The sequence below is a fragment of the Pseudomonas sp. KH_017 genome (assembly GCF_057840285.1).
In genome coordinates, this window is the sequence record NZ_CM174509.1 from 1,751,271 (window position 1) to 1,770,065 (window position 18,795).

At 59.0% G+C, this 18,795-nt stretch carries 18 protein-coding genes and 1 pseudogene; 13 read left to right on the forward strand and 6 right to left on the reverse strand.

Features of this window, described 5'->3' with window-relative positions; genetic code table 11:
* Positions 1–31 precede the first annotated feature (31 nt).
* From odhB to AC3IT6_RS07985, 7 genes and pseudogenes are all read left to right on the forward strand, one after another.
* Entirely contained in the window at positions 32–1,252 is a 1,221-nt protein-coding gene (odhB, locus tag AC3IT6_RS07955; RefSeq protein WP_489354819.1) for a 2-oxoglutarate dehydrogenase complex dihydrolipoyllysine-residue succinyltransferase, read from the forward strand.
* A 98-nt stretch (positions 1,253–1,350) separates the two neighbouring features.
* On the forward strand, positions 1,351–2,787 hold the full coding sequence (gene lpdA / locus AC3IT6_RS07960) for a dihydrolipoyl dehydrogenase (RefSeq protein ID WP_489354820.1): 1,437 nt from the start codon (positions 1,351–1,353) through the stop codon (positions 2,785–2,787).
* A gap of 198 nt (positions 2,788–2,985) precedes the next feature.
* Entirely contained in the window at positions 2,986–4,152 is a 1,167-nt protein-coding gene (sucC, locus tag AC3IT6_RS07965) for an ADP-forming succinate--CoA ligase subunit beta (RefSeq protein WP_007919879.1), read from the forward strand.
* Positions 4,152–5,033, forward strand: coding sequence for a succinate--CoA ligase subunit alpha (sucD, locus tag AC3IT6_RS07970; RefSeq protein ID WP_003223019.1), 882 nt, complete (start codon positions 4,152–4,154; stop codon positions 5,031–5,033). The genes sucC and sucD overlap by 1 nt, the downstream gene beginning before the upstream one ends.
* A 415-nt stretch (positions 5,034–5,448) precedes the next feature.
* A complete protein-coding gene (gene brnQ, locus AC3IT6_RS07975; RefSeq protein WP_489354821.1) occupies positions 5,449–6,762 on the forward strand; it encodes a branched-chain amino acid transport system II carrier protein in 1,314 nt (437 codons plus the stop codon).
* A 264-nt stretch (positions 6,763–7,026) separates the two neighbouring features.
* Positions 7,027–7,764: a DUF599 domain-containing protein gene (locus AC3IT6_RS07980; RefSeq protein ID WP_489354822.1), complete on the forward strand. Its 738-nt coding sequence runs from the start codon at positions 7,027–7,029 to the stop codon at positions 7,762–7,764.
* Positions 7,765–7,784: 20 nt separating this feature from the next.
* Positions 7,785–7,901, forward strand: a pseudogene (locus AC3IT6_RS07985) (MAPEG family protein); the annotation flags it as partial.
* A 67-nt stretch (positions 7,902–7,968) separates the two neighbouring features.
* Here AC3IT6_RS07985 and AC3IT6_RS07990 read toward each other — a convergent pair.
* Complete coding sequence (locus AC3IT6_RS07990) at positions 7,969–8,229, reverse strand: hypothetical protein (RefSeq protein ID WP_150724533.1); 261 nt, start codon at positions 8,227–8,229, stop codon at positions 7,969–7,971.
* Positions 8,230–8,387: 158 nt separating this feature from the next.
* Here AC3IT6_RS07990 and AC3IT6_RS07995 point away from each other — a divergent pair, with 158 nt between their 5' ends.
* From AC3IT6_RS07995 to AC3IT6_RS08010, 4 genes are all read left to right on the forward strand, one after another.
* Positions 8,388–8,864, forward strand: a complete 477-nt coding sequence (locus tag AC3IT6_RS07995; protein ID WP_150724534.1) for a PaaI family thioesterase — start codon at positions 8,388–8,390, stop codon at positions 8,862–8,864.
* Positions 8,861–9,313: a PaaI family thioesterase gene (locus tag AC3IT6_RS08000; protein WP_489354823.1), complete on the forward strand. Its 453-nt coding sequence runs from the start codon at positions 8,861–8,863 to the stop codon at positions 9,311–9,313. Before AC3IT6_RS07995 ends, AC3IT6_RS08000 begins: the two co-directional genes overlap by 4 nt.
* An 81-nt stretch (positions 9,314–9,394) precedes the next feature.
* Complete coding sequence (gene htpG, locus AC3IT6_RS08005; RefSeq protein WP_489354824.1) at positions 9,395–11,299, forward strand: molecular chaperone HtpG; 1,905 nt, start codon at positions 9,395–9,397, stop codon at positions 11,297–11,299.
* 66 nt (positions 11,300–11,365) lie between these two features.
* Positions 11,366–12,094 (forward strand): dienelactone hydrolase family protein, encoded by a 729-nt coding sequence (locus tag AC3IT6_RS08010; RefSeq protein ID WP_489354825.1) that lies wholly within the window; start codon positions 11,366–11,368, stop codon positions 12,092–12,094.
* Between the two features lie 160 nt (positions 12,095–12,254).
* On the opposite strand, the gene AC3IT6_RS08015 is transcribed toward AC3IT6_RS08010, so the two are convergent.
* The 5 genes from AC3IT6_RS08015 to purM form a co-directional block, all read right to left on the reverse strand.
* Positions 12,255–13,115 (reverse strand): pirin family protein, encoded by an 861-nt coding sequence (locus AC3IT6_RS08015; RefSeq protein WP_458370870.1) that lies wholly within the window; start codon positions 13,113–13,115, stop codon positions 12,255–12,257.
* A 62-nt stretch (positions 13,116–13,177) separates the two neighbouring features.
* Positions 13,178–13,594, reverse strand: coding sequence for an OsmC family protein (locus AC3IT6_RS08020; RefSeq protein ID WP_489354826.1), 417 nt, complete (start codon positions 13,592–13,594; stop codon positions 13,178–13,180).
* Between the two features lie 201 nt (positions 13,595–13,795).
* A complete protein-coding gene (locus AC3IT6_RS08025) occupies positions 13,796–14,509 on the reverse strand; it encodes a DUF3108 domain-containing protein (RefSeq protein ID WP_223447828.1) in 714 nt (237 codons plus the stop codon).
* Between the two features lie 8 nt (positions 14,510–14,517).
* A complete protein-coding gene (purN, locus tag AC3IT6_RS08030) occupies positions 14,518–15,168 on the reverse strand; it encodes a phosphoribosylglycinamide formyltransferase (RefSeq protein WP_489354827.1) in 651 nt (216 codons plus the stop codon).
* The gene (gene purM, locus AC3IT6_RS08035; RefSeq protein WP_008049708.1) at positions 15,168–16,226 is read right to left on the reverse strand and encodes a phosphoribosylformylglycinamidine cyclo-ligase; all 1,059 of its coding nucleotides are present in this window, start codon (positions 16,224–16,226) and stop codon (positions 15,168–15,170) included. The genes purN and purM overlap by 1 nt, the downstream gene beginning before the upstream one ends.
* Before the next feature lie 386 nt (positions 16,227–16,612).
* On the opposite strand from purM, the gene AC3IT6_RS08040 reads away from it, so the two are divergent.
* Entirely contained in the window at positions 16,613–17,665 is a 1,053-nt protein-coding gene (locus AC3IT6_RS08040; protein WP_489354828.1) for a DUF2066 domain-containing protein, read from the forward strand.
* A gap of 36 nt (positions 17,666–17,701) precedes the next feature.
* Complete coding sequence (locus tag AC3IT6_RS08045) at positions 17,702–18,775, forward strand: AI-2E family transporter (protein WP_489354829.1); 1,074 nt, start codon at positions 17,702–17,704, stop codon at positions 18,773–18,775.
* Positions 18,776–18,795 lie beyond the last annotated feature (20 nt).

Sequence of the window (18,795 nt, forward strand, 5' to 3'; positions counted from 1 at the left end):
ACCTGAAACCGAATTTAAGGAACCACAGATAATGGCTATCGAGATCAAAGCCCCCACTTTCCCGGAATCGGTCGCCGATGGCACCGTTGCCACCTGGCACAAACAACCGGGCGACGCGGTCAAGCGCGACGAATTGATCGTCGACATCGAAACCGACAAAGTGGTACTGGAAGTGCTGGCTACCGCTGACGGCGTGCTGGGCGCTATCGTCAAGAACGAAGGCGAAACCGTTCTGTCCGACGAAGTGCTGGGCTCCATCGTTGAAGGCGGCGCTGCTGCCGCTGCTCCGGCTGCCGCTGCTGCTCCGGCCGCTGCTGCCGCTGCTCCAGCTGCCGGCGCTGACGAAGACGCTATCGCAGCTCCAGCTGCTCGCAAGCTGGCCGAAGAAAACGGCATCAACCTGGCTTCCGTCAAAGGCACCGGCAAAGATGGTCGTGTAACCAAGGAAGACGTGGTTGCCGCTGTCGAAGCCAAGAAAGCTGCTCCTGCTGCCGCACCTGCCAAGGCTGCTGCTCCGGCTGCCGCTGCTCCTGTGTCTGCCGCTGGCGATCGCATCGAGAAGCGCGTACCGATGACCCGCGTACGTGCCACCGTGGCCAAGCGTCTGGTTGAAGCTCAATCGAACATGGCGATGCTGACCACTTTCAACGAAGTCGACATGACCGAAGTCATGGCCCTGCGTTCGAAGTACAAGGATCTGTTCGAGAAGTCCCACAACGGCGTGCGCCTGGGCTTCATGTCGTTCTTCGTGAAAGCGGCTACCGAAGCGCTGAAACGCTTCCCGGCTGTCAACGCGTCGATCGACGGCGGTGACATCGTTTACCACGGCTACGCTGACGTCGGCGTTGCAGTTTCCAGCGATCGCGGTCTGGTTGTACCGGTTCTGCGTAACGCCGAACTGATGAGCCTGGCTGAAATCGAAGGCGGCATCGCCACCTTCGGCAAGAAAGCCCGCGACGGCAAACTGTCGATGGACGAAATGACCGGTGGTACTTTCACCATCACCAACGGTGGTACTTTCGGTTCGATGATGTCGACCCCGATCGTCAACCCGCCACAAGCAGCCATCCTGGGCATGCACAACATCATCCAGCGTCCGATGGCCATCAACGGTCAGGTCGTTATCCGTCCGATGATGTACCTGGCACTGTCCTACGATCACCGTCTGATCGATGGCAAAGAAGCTGTGACCTTCCTGGTGACCATCAAGAACCTGCTGGAAGATCCGGCTCGTCTGTTGCTGGATATCTGATAGAAGCAGCCATGAGCTGCAAGCTCGAGCTGTCGGAAAACCCGCAGCCTGGCTTGCCGCTCGCGGCTTGAAGCTTTTCGCTAAAGAGGATTTTTTGAATGTCGCAGAAATTTGACGTAGTAGTGATCGGCGCGGGCCCTGGCGGTTACGTGGCTGCCATCAAGGCCGCCCAGCTTGGTCTTTCGACGGCCTGCATCGAGAAGTACACCGACAAGGAAGGCAAACTGGCTCTGGGCGGTACTTGCCTGAACGTCGGCTGCATTCCATCCAAGGCCCTGCTGGACAGCTCGTGGAAATTCCACGAAGCCCAGGACGGTTTCGCGATCCACGGTATCAATCACGCTGGCGTGACCATGGACGTGCCAGCGATGGTCGGCCGCAAGGCCAACATCGTCAAAGGCCTGACCTCCGGCGTTGCAACCCTGTTCAAAGCCAACGGTGTGACCTCGATCCAGGGTCACGGCAAGCTGCTGGCCGGCAAGAAAGTTGAAGTCACCAAGCCAGACGGCTCGGTAGAAATCATCGAAGCCGAAAACGTCATCCTGGCTCCAGGTTCGCGTCCGATCGACATTCCACCAGCTCCGGTTGACCAGAATGTGATCGTCGATTCGACTGGCGCCCTGGAATTCCAATCCGTGCCTAAGCGTCTGGGCGTGATCGGCGCTGGCGTGATCGGTCTGGAACTGGGTTCGGTCTGGTCGCGTCTGGGTGCAGAAGTAACTGTCCTGGAAGCCCTGGACACCTTCCTGATGGCAGCGGACACCGCTGTTTCCAAGGAAGCGCTGAAAACCCTGACCAAACAGGGTCTGGACATCAAGCTGGGCGCTCGCGTAACCGGTTCCAAAGTGAACGGCGACGAAGTCGTGGTGAACTACACCGACGCCAAGGGCGAACAGAAGATCACTTTCGACAAGCTGATCGTAGCCGTTGGTCGCCGTCCGGTGACCACTGATCTGCTGGCTGCCGACTGCGGCGTGACCCTGGACGAGCGCGGTTTCGTGCACGTTGACGACCACTGCGCCACCACCGTACCGGGCGTTTACGCCATCGGCGACGTGGTTCGCGGCATGATGCTGGCGCACAAGGCCTCGGAAGAGGGCATCATGGTTGTCGAGCGCATCAAGGGCCACAAGGCCCAGATGAACTATGATCTGATCCCGTCGGTTATTTATACTCACCCGGAAATCGCATGGGTCGGTAAAACCGAGCAGGCCTTGAAAGCTGAAGGCGTTGAAGTTAACGTCGGCACTTTCCCGTTCGCAGCCTCTGGCCGTGCCATGGCTGCCAACGACACCGGTGGTTTCGTCAAGGTCATCGCTGATGCCAAGACAGACCGCGTACTGGGCGTCCACGTGATTGGCCCAAGCGCTGCAGAACTGGTTCAGCAGGGCGCGATCGGTATGGAATTCGGCACCAGCGCTGAAGACCTGGGCATGATGGTTTTCTCCCATCCGACCCTGTCTGAAGCCTTGCACGAAGCTGCTTTGGCTGTGAATGGCGGCGCCATCCACATCGCCAACCGCAAGAAGCGTTAAGACATAATAAGAAACCACGGCGGTTTGGCCCGTCGTGAGCCTTGCATGCAAGACTCACCGCGGAATATCCGCTGGACGCAGTCTTGCATAGCTGCACCGGGTACCCGGAAAGGCTATGCAAGCAGCAGTCACAGGTGGTGCGGCACTTGAATGAGTGCAGCACCGAATGCGCAGTACCTAACGAAGACGGTAATAAGCATGAATCTTCACGAGTATCAGGGTAAGCAGCTGTTCGCTGAGTACGGCCTGCCAGTTTCCACCGGTTATGCGGTAGACACCCCGGAAGCAGCAGCAGAAGCTTGCGACAAAATCGGTGGCAGCGAGTGGGTTGTCAAAGCCCAGGTCCACGCCGGTGGTCGCGGTAAAGCGGGCGGCGTAAAGCTGGTTCGCAGCAAAGAAGACGCCAAAGCCTTCGCACAGCAGTGGCTGGGCAAGCGTCTGGTGACTTACCAGACTGACGCCAACGGTCAGCCAGTCACCAAGATCCTGGTTGAATCGTGCACTGATATCGCTAAAGAGCTGTACCTGGGCGCTGTCGTTGACCGTTCGAGCCGCCGTATCGTGTTCATGGCTTCCACCGAAGGTGGCGTGGACATCGAGAAAATCGCTCACGACACTCCAGAAAAAATTCTGAAGGCCACTATCGATCCACTGGTTGGCGCTCAGCCATTCCAGGGTCGCGAGCTGGCATTCCAGCTGGGTCTGGAAGGCAAGCAAGTTGCCCAGTTCGCCAAGATCTTCGTAGGTCTGGCCAAACTGTTCAAGGATCACGACCTGGCCCTGCTGGAAGTGAACCCGCTGGTGATCAAGGCTGACGGCGATCTGCACTGCCTCGATGCCAAGATCAACATCGACGCCAACGCCATGTACCGTCAGCCTAAGCTGAAGACTTTCCACGATCCGTCGCAAGACGATCCGCGCGAAGCGCACGCTGCCAAGTTCGAACTGAACTACGTAGCGCTGGAAGGCAACATCGGTTGCATGGTCAACGGTGCTGGCCTGGCCATGGGTACCATGGACATCGTCAACCTGCATGGCGGCAAGCCAGCCAACTTCCTCGACGTGGGCGGCGGTGCTACCAAGGAACGCGTTACTGAAGCGTTCAAGATCATCCTGTCCGACACTAACGTCGCTGCAGTATTGGTCAACATCTTCGGCGGCATCGTTCGTTGCGACATGATTGCCGAAGGCATCATCGGCGCTGTGAAAGAAGTCGGCGTGAAAATCCCGGTTGTTGTTCGCCTTGAAGGCAACAACGCTGAGCTGGGCGCTAAAGTACTGGCAGAAAGCGGTTTGAACATCATCGCTGCTACCAGCCTGACCGACGCTGCTCAACAAGTTGTCAAAGCTGCGGAGGGCAAATAATGAGCGTCCTGATCAATAAAGACACCAAAGTTATCTGCCAGGGTATTACCGGTTCGCAAGGTAGTTTCCACACCCAGCAAGCCATCGAGTACGGCACCAAGATGGTTGGTGGTGTAACTCCAGGCAAAGGCGGCACCGAGCACCTGGGTCTGCCAGTGTTCAACACCGTGAAAGACGCTGTAGCTGCCACTGGCGCCACCGCCAGCGTGATCTACGTTCCGGCTCCTTTCTGCAAGGACTCGATCCTGGAAGCTGCCTTCGGCGGCATCAAGCTGATCGTGTGCATCACCGAAGGCATTCCTACCCTGGACATGCTGGACGCTAAAGTTAAGTGCGACGAGCTGGGTGTTACCCTGATCGGCCCTAACTGCCCAGGCGTGATCACCCCAGGCGAATGCAAGATCGGCATCATGCCAGGTCACATTCACTTGCCAGGCAAGGTCGGTATCGTTTCCCGTTCCGGCACCCTGACCTACGAAGCTGTGAAGCAGACTACTGACGCCGGTTTCGGTCAGTCGACTTGCGTCGGCATCGGTGGTGACCCGATCCCGGGTTCGAACTTCATCGACATCCTGAAGCTGTTCCAGGAAGACCCGAAGACCGAAGCGATCGTGATGATCGGTGAGATCGGCGGTTCGGCTGAAGAAGAAGCGGCTGCCTACATCAAGGCACACGTGACCAAGCCGGTTGTTTCCTACATCGCTGGTGTGACTGCTCCTCCGGGCAAGCGCATGGGCCATGCTGGCGCAATCATCTCTGGCGGCAAAGGCACTGCAGACGAGAAATTCGCTGCTCTGCAAGACGCAGGCGTTAAAACCGTGCGTTCGCTGGCAGACATCGGCAAGGCCCTGGCCGAGCTGACCGGTTGGGCTGTCAAGTAAGCCTCGCGCTTGGCTGACGCTTCACCAAACAAAGGCCACCTTCGGGTGGCCTTTGTTGTTTCCGGCATTTGTGTTGGCTGTGCTGGCCCCTTCGTCGGAACGCCGCCCGGAGCAAGCCCGCTCCCACAGTTGACCGCGTTCCATTGTGGGAGCGAGCTTGCTCGCGATGACGGACTTACAGACACCAACCATTTACATGCAAAAACGCGACACAATAATGTCGTAGATCGGAATGTTCGCCCTCTAACAGTGCGTTTCTGGTCCAAATTCGTTAGGCTACGCGCCATTTTTGCGTCTGCGGCCCACAAGGCAGCAACGCGCTAAAAGGGTCGGTCTTATACGGACTGACAGCATTTCCCTCACCCATAGGGAAATCCCTCTCTAAATTCCGATTCAGTAGTGTGGTATTTCCTTAATGAAAGTGTTGAAAGGCCAGGATATCCTGGCACTTGGTTTTATGACGTTTGCCCTGTTCGTCGGGGCTGGCAACATCATCTTCCCGCCTATCGTCGGTTTGCAGTCCGGGCCCAATGTCTGGATGGCGGCGCTGGGTTTCCTGGTCACCGCGGTCGGTCTGCCGGTAATCACCGTTGTCGCGCTGGCCAAGGTCGGCGGTGCCATGGATGCCTTGAGCAGCCCGATCGGTAAAGTCGCCGGTGGCCTGCTGGCGGCGGCCTGCTACCTGGCCGTGGGCCCGCTGTTCGCGACGCCACGTACCGCGACGGTATCCTTCGAAGTGGGCCTGGCGCCGCTGACCGGCGAGAGCCCGCTGGCGTTGTTCCTCTACAGCTCGGTGTACTTCCTGCTGGTGTTCTTCATCTCGCTGTATCCGGGCCGTTTGCTGGATACCGTAGGGCGCTTCCTCGCGCCGCTGAAGATCATCGCCCTGGCCGCGCTGGGCATTGCGGCATTCGCTTTGCCGGCCGGCGACATTGGCCATGCAACCCCTGAGTACGTGGCGGCGCCGTTTTCCCAAGGCTTTATCAATGGTTATCTGACCATGGATACCCTGGGCGCCCTGGTGTTCGGCATCGTTATCGTCAACGCCATCCGTTCCCGTGGCGTCGAGTCGCCGGCACTGATCACCCGTTATGCGATCATCGCCGGCCTGATTGCCGGTGTCGGCCTGGCGCTGGTGTATGTCAGCCTGTTCCGTCTCGGTTCGGGCAGTCATGAAGTGGCCGCTGGCGCTACCAATGGCGCGGTGGTATTGCACGCTTACGTACAGCACACCTTCGGTTCGCTGGGCAGTGGTTTCCTTGCGGTGCTGATCTCCCTGGCGTGCCTGGTGACCGCGGTCGGCCTGACCTGCGCCTGCGCCGAGTACTTCAGCCGTGTGGTGCCGCTGTCTTACAAGACACTGGTGATCATCCTCGCTGCGTTCTCGCTGCTGGTGTCCAACCTGGGCCTGACCAAGCTGATTGCGTTCTCGATCCCGGTGCTTACCGCGATCTATCCACCGTGCATCGTTCTGGTGGCGTTGAGCTTCTGCAAGGACTTCTGGCATGAGCAGGGTCGTATCCTCGGCCCGGTCATGCTGGTGTCGTTCATCTTCGGCCTGATCGACGCCCTCAAGGGGGCCGGCCTGGCGGACTGGATGCCGACGCAAATGGCCCACCTGCCGCTGAGCGAGCAGGGCCTGGCCTGGCTGGTGCCATCGGTGATGACACTGGTGGTCGCGGTAGTTTGCGATCGTCTGCTGGGCAAGCGCGCCGAAGCCTTGGCTTAAGTCGCTTCACGACCCGCCACAAGCGGGTCTTGAGCAGAAACAGAAATGCCCCGTATCAATCGATACGGGGCATTTTTTTTGTGAGGGATGCGGTGTCTTTTCCGTTGAGCTAACGTCGAAGCACTGCAACATCCTTTGTGGGAGCGAGCTTGCTCGCGATTGCGGCGGGTCAGTCGACAAACACGTTGAATGCAATGCCGCTATCGCGAGCAAGCTCGCTCCCACAGGGTCTGTGTAATCCGCAATTACGTCACAAGGACCTGCATGTCGTTCATCCAAGCCAACCTGATCCACATTCTTGCCGCGCTCTGGTTCGTCATCTGCTGGGGCGGGTACACCCGCTATGCCACCTGGAAAGGCCGCGACACCGCGTGTCTGGCCAGCGTGTTGCACCTGTATCGTGAGGACTGGATGCGCCGCATGCTGCTGCGCGACAACCGCATCGCCGATGCCAGCGTGATAGGTAACCTGGAGCGCAATGCTTCGTTCTTCGCCTCGAGTACGTTGATTATCCTGGCGGGTATTCTCACGGTATTGGGGGCTTCGGAACGGGCGGTATCGTTGCTGGCGGATATCCCGATGGTGCAACAGGCGTCCCAGGGCATGTCGGAAATCAAGTTGCTGTGCCTGGCGCTGGTGTTTGTCTATGCGTTCTTCACGTTCAGTTGGTGCATGCGCCAGTACAACTTCGCAGCCATTCTGGTCGGCTCGGCGCCGATGGTTGGTGAACGCCATGTGTCCGAGCAGGAGCGCAAGGCCTTTGCCTCCCGTGCAGCCCGTGTCATCTCCATGGCCGCCAACCAGTTCAACTTTGGCCTGCGCTCTTATTACTTCGGCATGACCATGCTGGCCTGGTTCGTCAGCCCATGGCTGTTCATGTTGATGAGTGCCGGTGTGGTGTTCGTATTGTATCGCCGCGAGTTTCACTCCGACGTTCTCGACGTGATGGTCTATACACCAACAGAGGCGCCATTGGCCGAGGCGAGTAAAGAGGCAGCCTGATCGGGCGCCCGCGCGCTGGCTATCCAGTGTGTTACTGGAAGGGTCTGGCTCGGCAGCGCAGTCTGGTTTGGCGGGTGGGATTAATCTGTTCGCTGTTGTTGATGATTAGTCCGACTTTTCGAACGTTTTTGCTCTAACCGCTTTTTTCAAGGCAAAAGAAAACCCGCACTTGGCGGGTTTTCTTTTGCCACTCTAAAAATCGTATTAGTTCTTAGGTGCTTCCGGAGCAGCCGGAGCAGCCGGAGCAGCCGGAGCAGCCGGAGCGGCCGGAGCGGCCTGATCTTTGGCGGCTTCGGCGTTTTCTTTCGCCGCGTCGTTCACTTTATCCTGAGCTTCGTTCATTTTTTGCTGGGCTTGCTCAGCATTTTGGTTAGCATCTTGAGCTTTGTCCTCGGATTTTTTATCGCAGGCAGCGAGACCGAGGGAAGCGGTCAACATCAAGGCAATAGCTAAAGTCTTACGCATGGGGTGTTTCTCCTGATGAAAAGCATCTACTGGCATTAAGAGCCCACGCATCAGGGTTAAGTTCCTTAATTCTTTCAGATATATAAGTTTGTTCTAGTGCGGAACTTTTACCTGTACCGCCACTGCACTGTACGGACATAAACAAGAGCTTTTATCAAATGGCTGAAAACCCCGTTTTTGAGCGTGCGATGCGTTTTCTGTCGGCGCTGCGACATTGTCAGGTACTTGGACTAAGCGTTCACAGCGCCAGCAACGAAGGACTGACGATTGTGCTGCCGTATAGCCCGCAGATTGTCGGCAATCCCGAAACCGGCGTGATTCATGGCGGGGCGCTGACCTCGCTGATGGACACCGCCTGTGGCATGGCGACCCTCTGCGTGCTCCCGGAATTCGAAGTCTGCCCGACCCTCGACCTGCGCATCGACTACATGCACGCCGCCGAGCCACATAAGGATGTCTACGGCTTTGCCCAGTGCTATCGGGTCACCACCGATGTGATTTTTGCCCGTGGCTTCGCCTATCAGGATGATCCCGGGCAACCCATTGCCCATGTGATGGGCACTTTCATGCGCATGGGCAAGGGCATCAAAGGCACCAAGGGCTTTGGTGGCGCGGTTGCCGGAGGTGCGCAATGAGCGAGTCGCTGAAGGATCAATTGCAAAAGGCCCACGAGCAGGGCGATTACGCCTCGCTGCTGGATTTGATTCCCTATGCCCGGCTGATCGGCGTCGAATGTTCACGGGTGGGAGATGAGTTGCTGTTCAAGCTGCCAGCGAGCAAGGACAACATTGGTAACCCTTTGTTGCCAGCGATTCATGGCGGTGTGATCGCCGGTTTCATGGAATTGGCCGCGGCGCTGCACCTGTTGGTGTTTACCGGATCGCCCGGGGTGCCGAAGATTATCGACTTCTCCCTGGATTACCTGCGAGCCGGGCAGTTTCGCGATACCTGGGCCCGATGCCAGGTCTGGCGCCAGGGTCGCCGGGTCGCCAATGTGGCGATTACCGCCTGGCAAAGCACTGAAGCCGAACCCATTGCCACGGCTCGTGCACATTTCAAACTCGAAGAGCCCTTGAAATCCTGAACGGTGCCCCAAACTCTGAGGACAACCCGCCGTCGACCCTCAAGGTCGCGGCTTATGCCATCTGATTGGAGTTTGATGACCATGAGTGTGGAAACTCAAAAGGAAACCCTGGGCTTCCAGACCGAGGTGAAGCAGCTGCTGCATCTCATGATCCATTCGCTGTATTCCAACAAGGAAATTTTCCTTCGCGAATTGATCTCGAACGCCTCTGACGCTGTTGACAAATTACGTTTCGAAGCCCTGGCCAAGCCAGAGCTGCTGGAAGGTGGCGCCGAACTGAAAATCCGCGTGAGCTTCGACAAGGACGCTAAAACCGTCACCCTCGAAGACAACGGTATCGGCATGAGCCGCGAAGACGCGATCACCCACCTGGGTACTATCGCCAAGTCCGGCACCGCCGATTTCATGAAGCACCTGAGCGGCGACCAGAAGAAAGACTCGCACCTGATCGGCCAGTTCGGTGTCGGTTTCTACTCTGCATTCATCGTCGCTGACAAAGTCGATGTGTACAGCCGTCGTGCCGGCAGCGCTGCCAGCGAAGGCGTGCACTGGTCGTCCAAGGGCGAAGGTGACTTCGAAGTGGCGACCATCGACAAGGCCGAACGCGGCACTCGCATCGTCCTGCACCTGAAATCCGGTGAAGACGAGTTCGCCGATGGCTGGCGCCTGCGCAACATCATCAAGAAGTACTCCGACCATATCGCCTTGCCGATCGAGCTGCCGAAAGAAGTGGCCGCTACCGAAGGCGAAGAGCAGCCGGCCGTTGAGTGGGAAACCGTCAACCGCGCCAGCGCCCTGTGGACCCGTCCGCGTACCGAGATCAAGGACGAGGAATACCAGGAGTTCTACAAGCACATCGCTCACGATTTCGAAAACCCGCTGAGCTGGAGCCACAACAAGGTCGAAGGCAAGCTCGAATACAGCTCGCTGCTGTACGTGCCGACCCGTGCGCCGTTCGACCTGTACCAGCGTGAAGCGCCGAAAGGCCTGAAGCTGTACGTGCAGCGCGTGTTCGTCATGGATCAGGCCGAGTCCTTCCTGCCGCTGTACCTGCGCTTCATCAAAGGCGTGGTCGACTCCAACGACCTGTCGCTGAACGTGTCGCGGGAAATCCTGCAGAAAGACCCGATCATCGACTCGATGAAGTCGGCGTTGACCAAGCGCGTCCTGGACATGCTGGAAAAACTGGCGAAGAACGAGCCTGAGCAATACAAGGGCTTCTGGAAAAACTTCGGTCAGGTCATGAAAGAAGGCCCGGCAGAAGATTTCGCCAACAAGGAAAAAATCGCCGGCCTGCTGCGTTTCGCATCGACCCACGGCGACGATGGCGAGCAGGTTGTTGGCCTGGCCGAGTACCTGGCGCGCGCCAAGGAAGGTCAGGACAAGATTTACTACCTGACCGGCGAAACCTACGCGCAGGTCAAAAACAGCCCGCACCTGGAAGTCTTCCGCAAGAAAGGCATCGAAGTGCTGCTGCTGACCGACCGCATCGACGAGTGGTTGATGAGCTACCTCAGCGACTTCGACGGCAAGAGCTTCGTCGACGTGGCGCGCGGTGACCTGGACCTGGGCAACCTGGACTCGGAAGAGGACAAGAAGGCTGCGGAAGAAGTCGCCAAGGCCAAAGAAGGTCTGGTCGAGCGTCTGAAGACTGCGCTGGGCGAATCCGTTGCGGAAGTTCGGGTGTCCCATCGCCTGACCGACTCGCCGGCGATCCTGGCCATCGGTGAGCAGGACCTGGGCTTGCAGATGCGCCAGATCCTGGAAGCCAGCGGCCAGAAGGTTCCGGATTCGAAGCCGATTTTCGAATTCAACCCGGCTCACCCGCTGATCGAGAAGCTCGACAACGAGCAGAGCGACGAGCGCTTCGGCGACCTGTCGCACATTCTCTTCGATCAGGCGGCCCTGGCGGCCGGCGACAGCTTGAAAGATCCGGCGGCCTATGTGCGCCGTCTGAACAAGCTATTGGTTGAGTTGTCGGCTTAACTAAGTTGCAGAAAACCCGCTTCGGCGGGTTTTTTCTTTCTCGGGTTTAACCATCAGGAGTCAGAAATGAGCCAAATCACTGTACGTTCCGTTGCCTATCAGATTGACGGCCAGGCTTACGAAAGCCGTCTGGCCTTCGATGCCGACCATAAAGGCCCGCGCCCGGGTTTATTGATGGCGCCGAACTGGATGGGCGTCAGTGCCGGTGCCGAGGAGATCGCCAGGTCGGTGGCCTCCAAGGGTTATGTGGTGTTGATCGCAGATCTTTATGGTCAGTCGGTTCGTCCGACGAACAATGACGAGGCAGGCGCGGCCATGATGCCGTTGAAGAATGACCGCCCATTGCTGCGCAAGCGCATGCAGGTGGCATTCGAACAGCTGCAAAGCCAGGGGGAAGTGGCTGTCGATACTTCGAAACTGGCCACTTTCGGTTTCTGCTTCGGCGGTTGCTGCGCCCTGGAGTTCGCCCGTACCGGCGCGCCGGTGAAAGCGGCGGTGTCGTTCCACGGTACGCTGGACACACCGAATCCGGCTGATGCGAAAAACATCAAGGGTAAGGTCCTGGTGCTGCACGGCGCCTCCGATCCATTGGTGCCGAAAGAGCAGTTGCCGGCGTTCGAAGATGAAATGAACGCAGCGGGTGTGGATTGGCAGTTGCTGAGCTACGGCGGTGCGTTCCACTCGTTCACCGACCCGCACGCCAATGTGCCGGGCATGATGATGTATGACGCGAAGGTGGCTGCTCGGGCCTTCACGTCGATGCACAATCTGCTGGATGAAGTGTTCAAGGGTTGATTGCTGTTCCGGTCCTGAATCGGTCGGTGTTTTTGCTGGCCTCATCGCGAGCAAGCTCGCTCCCACAGGGGAGTTGTGTGGTGCACAATTCCTGTGACCGACGCGGTCAACTGTGGGAGCGAGCTTGCTCGCGATGGCGGCCTGACTAACACCCAAAAAACTAAGGCAATTCGATCCGCTCACTTTCCCCCGGCACCGTTGGCCAGTCCCCGGCCGCCCAGCGCCGCCGTGCCTCATCAATCGCTGCTGGATCGCTCGCGACAAAATTCCAGTTGATCCGCCGTGGTCCGTCCAGCGGAGCACCGCCGAACAACACGGCGTGACTGTCGCTTTCAGCAAACAGGGTCATCTCTTCCCCGGCAGGCAGTACCACCAGCGAGTACGGCTCTATCGGCTCGCCATCCAGTTGCACTTCGCCGCTCAACACATACAGCGCACGTTCTTCATGCTCGGTGGGGATGAGCAATGTCGTCGCCGTTTGCAGGTGCAGTTCCGCGTACAGCGTAGGAGAAAGCACCGGCACGGGTGATTCCAGGCAAAAGCCTGACCCGGCAATCATGCGAATCTTCACCCCCAGGTTTTCGCTGACCGGCAATGTGGACGCCGGATGGTGGCTGTAATGCCCCGGACCTTGTTCTTTATCCTTGGGCGAAGCCAGCCAGATCTGCAAACCGTGCATCGTGAAGCCGCTTTCTCTCAAGGCCTCTGGCGTGCGTTCGACGTGGGCGATGGCACTGCCGGCCGTCATCCAGCTGACGTCGCCAGTCACGACCACTTGATCGGAACCGAGGCTGTCCTTGTGCTGGATCTGCCCCTGGAACAAATAGGTGAGGGTGGACAGGCCAATGTGCGGATGTTGGCGGATGTTCATGCCTTTGCCCGGTGGATAACGGGTTTCCAGCATGTGGTCGAAAAACACGAATGGCCCGACGCTGCGGCACTTGGCCGATGGCAGCGGGCGGAGAATCGGCTGGCCTTCGACATCTTCGGTGCGGGGGCGGATCACGAGCGGAGTGTTCATGGTGCGTTCCAGGCTGAGCGGGTGATGCGTTCGAGCATAACCCGCTTGCGCAGCCCTTGCCGCTATTGGCTGAACGCGCCTTCGGACAAATGCGTTTCGATGCTTATTTCAGACGTGGTCATCAGCTTGTGGATCGGGCAGCGATCGGCCACGCGGTGCAGCTCATCGCGCTGGGCGTCGGTGAGTACGCCCTTGAGGGTCAGTTTGACGTGCAGCGCGTACTGGCCTTTCTGTTCCAGGCTGTTGTCGCGCTTGACCTCGACGCCGACTCCGGTCAGCGGGATGTCCTTCTTCCTGGCATACAGCTTCAGGGTCAGGGCTTTGCAGGCACCCAGCGCAGCATCGAAATAATCGTGCGGTTCCGGCGCCGAGCCCTCACCACCCGCCGTGACGGGTGCGTCGGCGAAGAGTTCATGGTCATCGATTTGTACGCTGTGGCGCAAACCTTCGGCAGAAAGGGTATTGACGGTAACGGTCATGGCAAACCTCGCAGGCGACAGGAAAACTCATTCGATCAAAAAAGACCTTGAAGGTATAGAGCCGTCGCGCTTGTCGGGTGTTCCAATTTGTAGGAGCGAGCTTGCTCGCGATGATCTCACTGGCACCGCGTGTATCCGCAACGGCGAGTCATCGTTAAAGTCCTTCGCGAGCTAGCTCGCTCCTACAGGTATCGATCCGGATCAGCTGCCTTTGACTTCCTTGCCGTTGACCGTGCCGTTCAGGAGCATGATGTTGTACTCCTTGCCGTCAGTTTCGACTTGTTGCAGGCGGACCAGCAGGTAATCCCAGTCCTTGGCGAACCACATCACGGTGATGCGTTTGCTTTGCGTCGGGTCGCGCACGCGCTCAACCTTGATCGCTTCGATCTGACCGGCCTTGGTATCGACTTTTTCCGAGCCCAGCACGCGGAAGTCGTAGGTGTCGACTTCACCGCCATCGACCACTTGATAGCTCATGGTCTTTTTGCCGGCGGCGACATCGTGTTGCAGCGCCAACTGATAGGTGGATTTGTCGACCATGCCGCGGTTGAGGGGGAGCTTGACGGCGTCACCGCGATCGGTGCCGGTGATCATCTTGGTGTTCCAGTCGAAATCCAGATCCGCTTTCTTGGCCTTGCCCAAGCCGCCACGTTCAAAGTGATAGGACTCTGGAAGAAGCGTGTCCTTGTCCAGAGTCAGGGTGCTTTCCTCGGACAGGCTGGCGATCATCATCGATGCCTTGAAACTCAGTTTCCATTTGCCGTCGCTGGTTTTTTCGAGGCTGCGCTCGGCAGTGCCACTCATGGGCAGCTGTTTCCAGTCGGCGGTGTAGCTGGCGGAGAAAGGTTGAAGGTCTGTCGCCTGGGCGAAGGGCAAGGCGAGCAGAGCGCAAGCGAAGAGCAGGGCGCGACGCATAAAATCTCCTAGTTTCGAATCAAGTGGCCGCTGGCCGCGAGTAACTGTCCATCCAGTAAAGCACCTTGCTCGCCGAGGGTAAGACGACCTTCGGCAAACCAGCGTACGGCCATCGGGTAGATCAGGTGTTCCTGAACATGGATCCGTTGCGCCAGACTCTGCGGCGAATCCTGTAACTCTACCGGTATTACAGCCTGTACGACCAGTGGTCCGCCATCGAGTTCCTCGGTGACGAAGTGCACGGAGCAGCCGTGCTCGGTGTCGCCAGCCTCCAGCGCGCGCTCATGAGTGTGTAACCCTTTGTATTTGGGTAGCAGCGAGGGATGGATATTGAGCAGGCGACCCTGATAGTGGCGTACGAAGCCAGCGCTGAGAATGCGCATGAATCCGGCCAGTACCACGAGTTTGGGATTGAAGGCGTCGATCAGTTCGATCAGCGCGGCGTCGAAGGCCTCGCGACCTTCGAAAGCCTTGTGATCCAGGGCGCGGGTATCGATACCCGCGTCCCTGGCGCGTTGCAGGCCGTAGGCGTCGGCGCGGTTGGAGATCACCGCAGCGATGCGGACCGGGCTGTCGCCGGTCCGCGTGCTGTCGATCAGAGCCTGCAAGTTACTGCCGGTGCCGGACAACAGCACCACCACATCACAGGTCTTAGGCATCAGTGAGCCTTGAGGTTCTTCAGTTCAACCTGAGCCGCGCCTTCGGCAGCGGTGGAGATCTGGCCGATGACCCAAGGCTGCTCGCCCGCTTCGCGCAGAACGTTCAGGGCGGCTTCAACGTGCTCCTGAGCCACGCAGATGACCATGCCCACGCCGCAGTTCAGCACGCGGTGCATTTCGTTCTCGTCAACGTTGCCTTTCTCTTGCAGCCAGTCGAACACTGCAGGACGGTTCCAGCTGGCCACGTCAACCACGGCTTGCGCGCCTTTTGGCAGTACGCGCGGGATGTTGTCCAGCAGGCCGCCACCGGTGATGTGGGCCATGGCCTTGACTGCGCCGGTTTCCTTGATCAGCTTGAGCAGCGGCTTCACGTAGATACGGGTCGGAGCCATCAGCAGGTCGGTCAGCGGCTTGCCGTCGAGCTGGGTGTTTTCGATGTCGGCGCCGGACACTTCGATGATCTTGCGGATCAGCGAGTAGCCGTTGGAGTGCGGGCCGGAAGACGGCAGGGCGAGCAGGGCATCGCCGGCAGCGACTTTGGAACCGTCGATGATTTCGGATTTTTCCACGACGCCGACGCAGAAACCGGCCAGGTCGTAGTCTTCACCTTCGTACATGCCCGGCATTTCAGCGGTTTCGCCGCCAACCAGCGAGCAGCCCGACAGTTCGCAGCCAGCGCCGATGCCGGTCACAACCTGGGCAGCGGTGTCGACGTTCAGTTTGCCGGTGGCGTAGTAGTCGAGGAAGAACAGCGGCTCGGCGCCGCACACCACCAGGTCATTGACGCACATGGCAACCAGGTCGATGCCGATGCTGTCGTGCTTGTTCAGGTTCAGTGCCAGGCGCAGCTTGGTGCCGACGCCGTCAGTACCGGAAACCAGCACAGGCTGCTTGTAGCCGGCCGGGATTTCGCAGAGGGCGCCGAAACCGCCCAGGCCGCCCATGACTTCCGGGCGCGCAGTGCGCTTGGCGACGCTCTTGATGCGTTCGACCAATGCTTCACCGGCGTCGATGTCTACACCGGCGTCCTTGTAGCTCAGGGAGGGTTGCTTGCTCATGATCCAGGCCTTTAGGGGGGGGATTTCTGGGTAACGACCGAGTCCATCGGGACCGCCGAAACAGGCGAAGGCGAGGGCCGTGCGCGAATTTCAGGGTTCCCGGCTGTTGCCGGTCTGCGAAGGCGCGCGATTTTATCAGGCTTGAGCCGCAGCGGCCATCCTCAGGCCGACAGCAGGGTCATATCCGTTCAAAAAAAACCGTTAATGCGCGGTGTCGGTGGCATCCTGCATGGCTGTATAAGGTATCGCGATTAACCGTCTATCGTTATGGCAGTGCGAAAACTTACCCGGAACGTGTGAATGTTTTGCGTCGGGCAACGGTCACAGTCTTGCTCGATCGTCTTCATGCGGTCTGTTCCAGCCGCTCTTGTCGTCAGGAATCTTCCATGCGTTTTTGTAAATTCTTGCTTGTGAGTTGTTTGTCAGTGGTCAGCCTGGTCAGTCAAGCCGAAACCGTCAAAGGCCTTTACCTGGTGCGCGAGCCGGTGAATGGCCAGTCACCCGAGGAGCGCGACCAGGCGACTCAGCGTGCGTTGGACACATTGGTGTTGCGCCTGACCGGCGACCCCAAGGCTGCTCAAAGTCCGGGGTTGGCAGCGATTCGCAAAGACCCGCAACAGATTATCAGCCAATACGGCTTTGAGGCCGGGCCGCCGGAAGTCCTGAAGGTCGATTTCGATCCGGGTACCACCGAGCAGGCCTTGCGCCGCGCCGGCCTGGCCATGTGGGGTGCCAACCGGCCGTCGATCCTCGGCTGGTGGTTGAATGATTCCACCGAGGGTTCAAGCCTGGTGGGCGACGGCCAGGCCAGCGCGGCGCCGCTGCGTCGGGCTGCCCAGCACCGGGGCTTGCCGTTGCGCTTGCCGTTGGCGGACTTGAATGAGCAGATCGTCGCGACCGCGCCGAATCTGGAGGGCGCAGATCCCGCGCCATTGCATGACGCATCGGAACGCTACAACGCCGACGCCCTGCTCGCGGTACACGCCAAGGAAGAGGGCGGGCAGTGGCAAGCCAAGTGGCAATTGTGGCTGGGGGATAAAAAAGAGGCGGGCAGTGTGCAGGGCGCCGATCAGGCTGCCGTGGCCGATGCGGTGATGCTGGCGGTCAATGAGCGCCTGGCGCCACGGTTTGTCGCCAAGCCCGGTGCTTCGAGCGAGCAATTGCTGGAAGTGCAAGGCATGAATCTGGAGCACTACGCGTCGCTGGGGCGTTTGCTGGAGCCATTTGGCGGGCGCGTGCAAAGTGTTGACGGCGACCGGATTCTCTATCGGGTCAATGGCAGCGTCGATCAGCTGCGTGCGCAACTGTCGCTGGCGAGGCTACAGGAAGCGCCGGCGGGTCAGGCCCCGGCCCCGGTAGCGCCCGTTCAGCCAGCCACTGGCGGCGCGGTACCAGTCGCAGCGCCGGCCCCGACACCGCAACTGCGTTATCGCTGGTAGTTTTTCTTTCTTTATATAGAAGCAATGGAGTGGTTCATGGCCGATACGCGGCGTTGGTTCTGGCTCGGTGGGGTGGTCCTGCTGTGTGTGTTTGTCTGGTTGTTGCATCCGATCCTGACGCCGTTCCTGGTGGCGCTGCTGTTGGCCTACCTGTTCGACCCGCTGGTGGATCGGCTGGAGAAGGCAGGCTTGTCCCGAACCTGGGGTGTCGTGGCGGTGTTTACCCTGTTTACTTTGATCTTTACCGCGCTGCTGTTGGTGTTGGTGCCGTTGCTCGCCAGGCAGTTGTTTCGTTTGTATGAGCTGGCCCCGCAGATGCTCGACTGGCTGCAGCACACGGCGTTGCCCTGGGCGCAATCGAAGTTCGGCCTGTCGGACGGTTTCTGGAAGTTCGACAAGCTCAAGGCCGCCATCAGCGAGCATATGAGTCAGACCACCGATGTTGTCGGCGTGGTACTGAGTCATGCCACGGCCTCGGGGCTGGCGTTGATTGGCTGGTTGGCGAATCTGGTGCTGATTCCGGTGGTGAGCTTCTACCTGTTGCGGGATTGGGACCTGATGATGGCCAAGGTCCGCAGCCTGCTGCCCCGTGATCGTGAAGTGCGCGCGGTATCGCTGGCAGGTGAATGCCATGAAGTGCTCGGAGCGTTCGTGCGCGGACAGTTGCTGGTAATGGTGGCCTTGGGCGTGATCTACGCAGCAGGCCTGATGCTGGTCGGGTTGGAGTTGGGCTTGCTGATTGGCCTGATTGCCGGCCTGGCGGCGATTGTGCCGTACATGGGGTTTATCATCGGCATTGGCGCGGCACTGCTTGCGGGGTTGTTCCAGTTCGGTGGTGATCTTTACCCGATGCTCGGCATTGTCGCGGTGTTCATGGTCGGCCAGGCGCTGGAGGGTATGGTGCTGACGCCGTTGCTGGTCGGTGACCGGATTGGCCTGCACCCGGTGGCGGTGATTTTCTCGATCCTGGCTGGTGGTGAGCTGTTTGGTTTTACCGGTGTGCTACTGGCATTGCCGGTCGCCGCGGTGATCATGGTGCTGGTGCGCCATGTGCATGATTTGTATAAGGATTCTGAAATTTACGGGAGGGCCGACGAGCCGCAGGTGTAAGGACCGTCGATAGGCGATGG

Coding starts and splice junctions, on each gene's coding strand:
- purM (WP_008049708.1), bottom strand. CDS start 16,226: ATGAGCAAGCAACCCTCCCTGAGCTACAAGGACGCCGGTGTAGACATC.
- purN (WP_489354827.1), bottom strand. CDS start 15,168: ATGCCTAAGACCTGTGATGTGGTGGTGCTGTTGTCCGGCACCGGCAGT.
- AC3IT6_RS08020 (WP_489354826.1), bottom strand. CDS start 13,594: ATGACCGTTACCGTCAATACCCTTTCTGCCGAAGGTTTGCGCCACAGC.
- AC3IT6_RS08010 (WP_489354825.1), top strand. CDS start 11,366: ATGAGCCAAATCACTGTACGTTCCGTTGCCTATCAGATTGACGGCCAG.
- brnQ (WP_489354821.1), top strand. CDS start 5,449: ATGAAAGTGTTGAAAGGCCAGGATATCCTGGCACTTGGTTTTATGACG.
- AC3IT6_RS08045 (WP_489354829.1), top strand. CDS start 17,702: ATGGCCGATACGCGGCGTTGGTTCTGGCTCGGTGGGGTGGTCCTGCTG.
- lpdA (WP_489354820.1), top strand. CDS start 1,351: ATGTCGCAGAAATTTGACGTAGTAGTGATCGGCGCGGGCCCTGGCGGT.
- AC3IT6_RS08015 (WP_458370870.1), bottom strand. CDS start 13,115: ATGAACACTCCGCTCGTGATCCGCCCCCGCACCGAAGATGTCGAAGGC.
- htpG (WP_489354824.1), top strand. CDS start 9,395: ATGAGTGTGGAAACTCAAAAGGAAACCCTGGGCTTCCAGACCGAGGTG.
- AC3IT6_RS08025 (WP_223447828.1), bottom strand. CDS start 14,509: ATGCGTCGCGCCCTGCTCTTCGCTTGCGCTCTGCTCGCCTTGCCCTTC.
- sucD (WP_003223019.1), top strand. CDS start 4,152: ATGAGCGTCCTGATCAATAAAGACACCAAAGTTATCTGCCAGGGTATT.
- AC3IT6_RS08000 (WP_489354823.1), top strand. CDS start 8,861: ATGAGCGAGTCGCTGAAGGATCAATTGCAAAAGGCCCACGAGCAGGGC.
- sucC (WP_007919879.1), top strand. CDS start 2,986: ATGAATCTTCACGAGTATCAGGGTAAGCAGCTGTTCGCTGAGTACGGC.
- odhB (WP_489354819.1), top strand. CDS start 32: ATGGCTATCGAGATCAAAGCCCCCACTTTCCCGGAATCGGTCGCCGAT.
- AC3IT6_RS08040 (WP_489354828.1), top strand. CDS start 16,613: ATGCGTTTTTGTAAATTCTTGCTTGTGAGTTGTTTGTCAGTGGTCAGC.
- AC3IT6_RS07995 (WP_150724534.1), top strand. CDS start 8,388: ATGGCTGAAAACCCCGTTTTTGAGCGTGCGATGCGTTTTCTGTCGGCG.
- AC3IT6_RS07980 (WP_489354822.1), top strand. CDS start 7,027: ATGTCGTTCATCCAAGCCAACCTGATCCACATTCTTGCCGCGCTCTGG.
- AC3IT6_RS07990 (WP_150724533.1), bottom strand. CDS start 8,229: ATGCGTAAGACTTTAGCTATTGCCTTGATGTTGACCGCTTCCCTCGGT.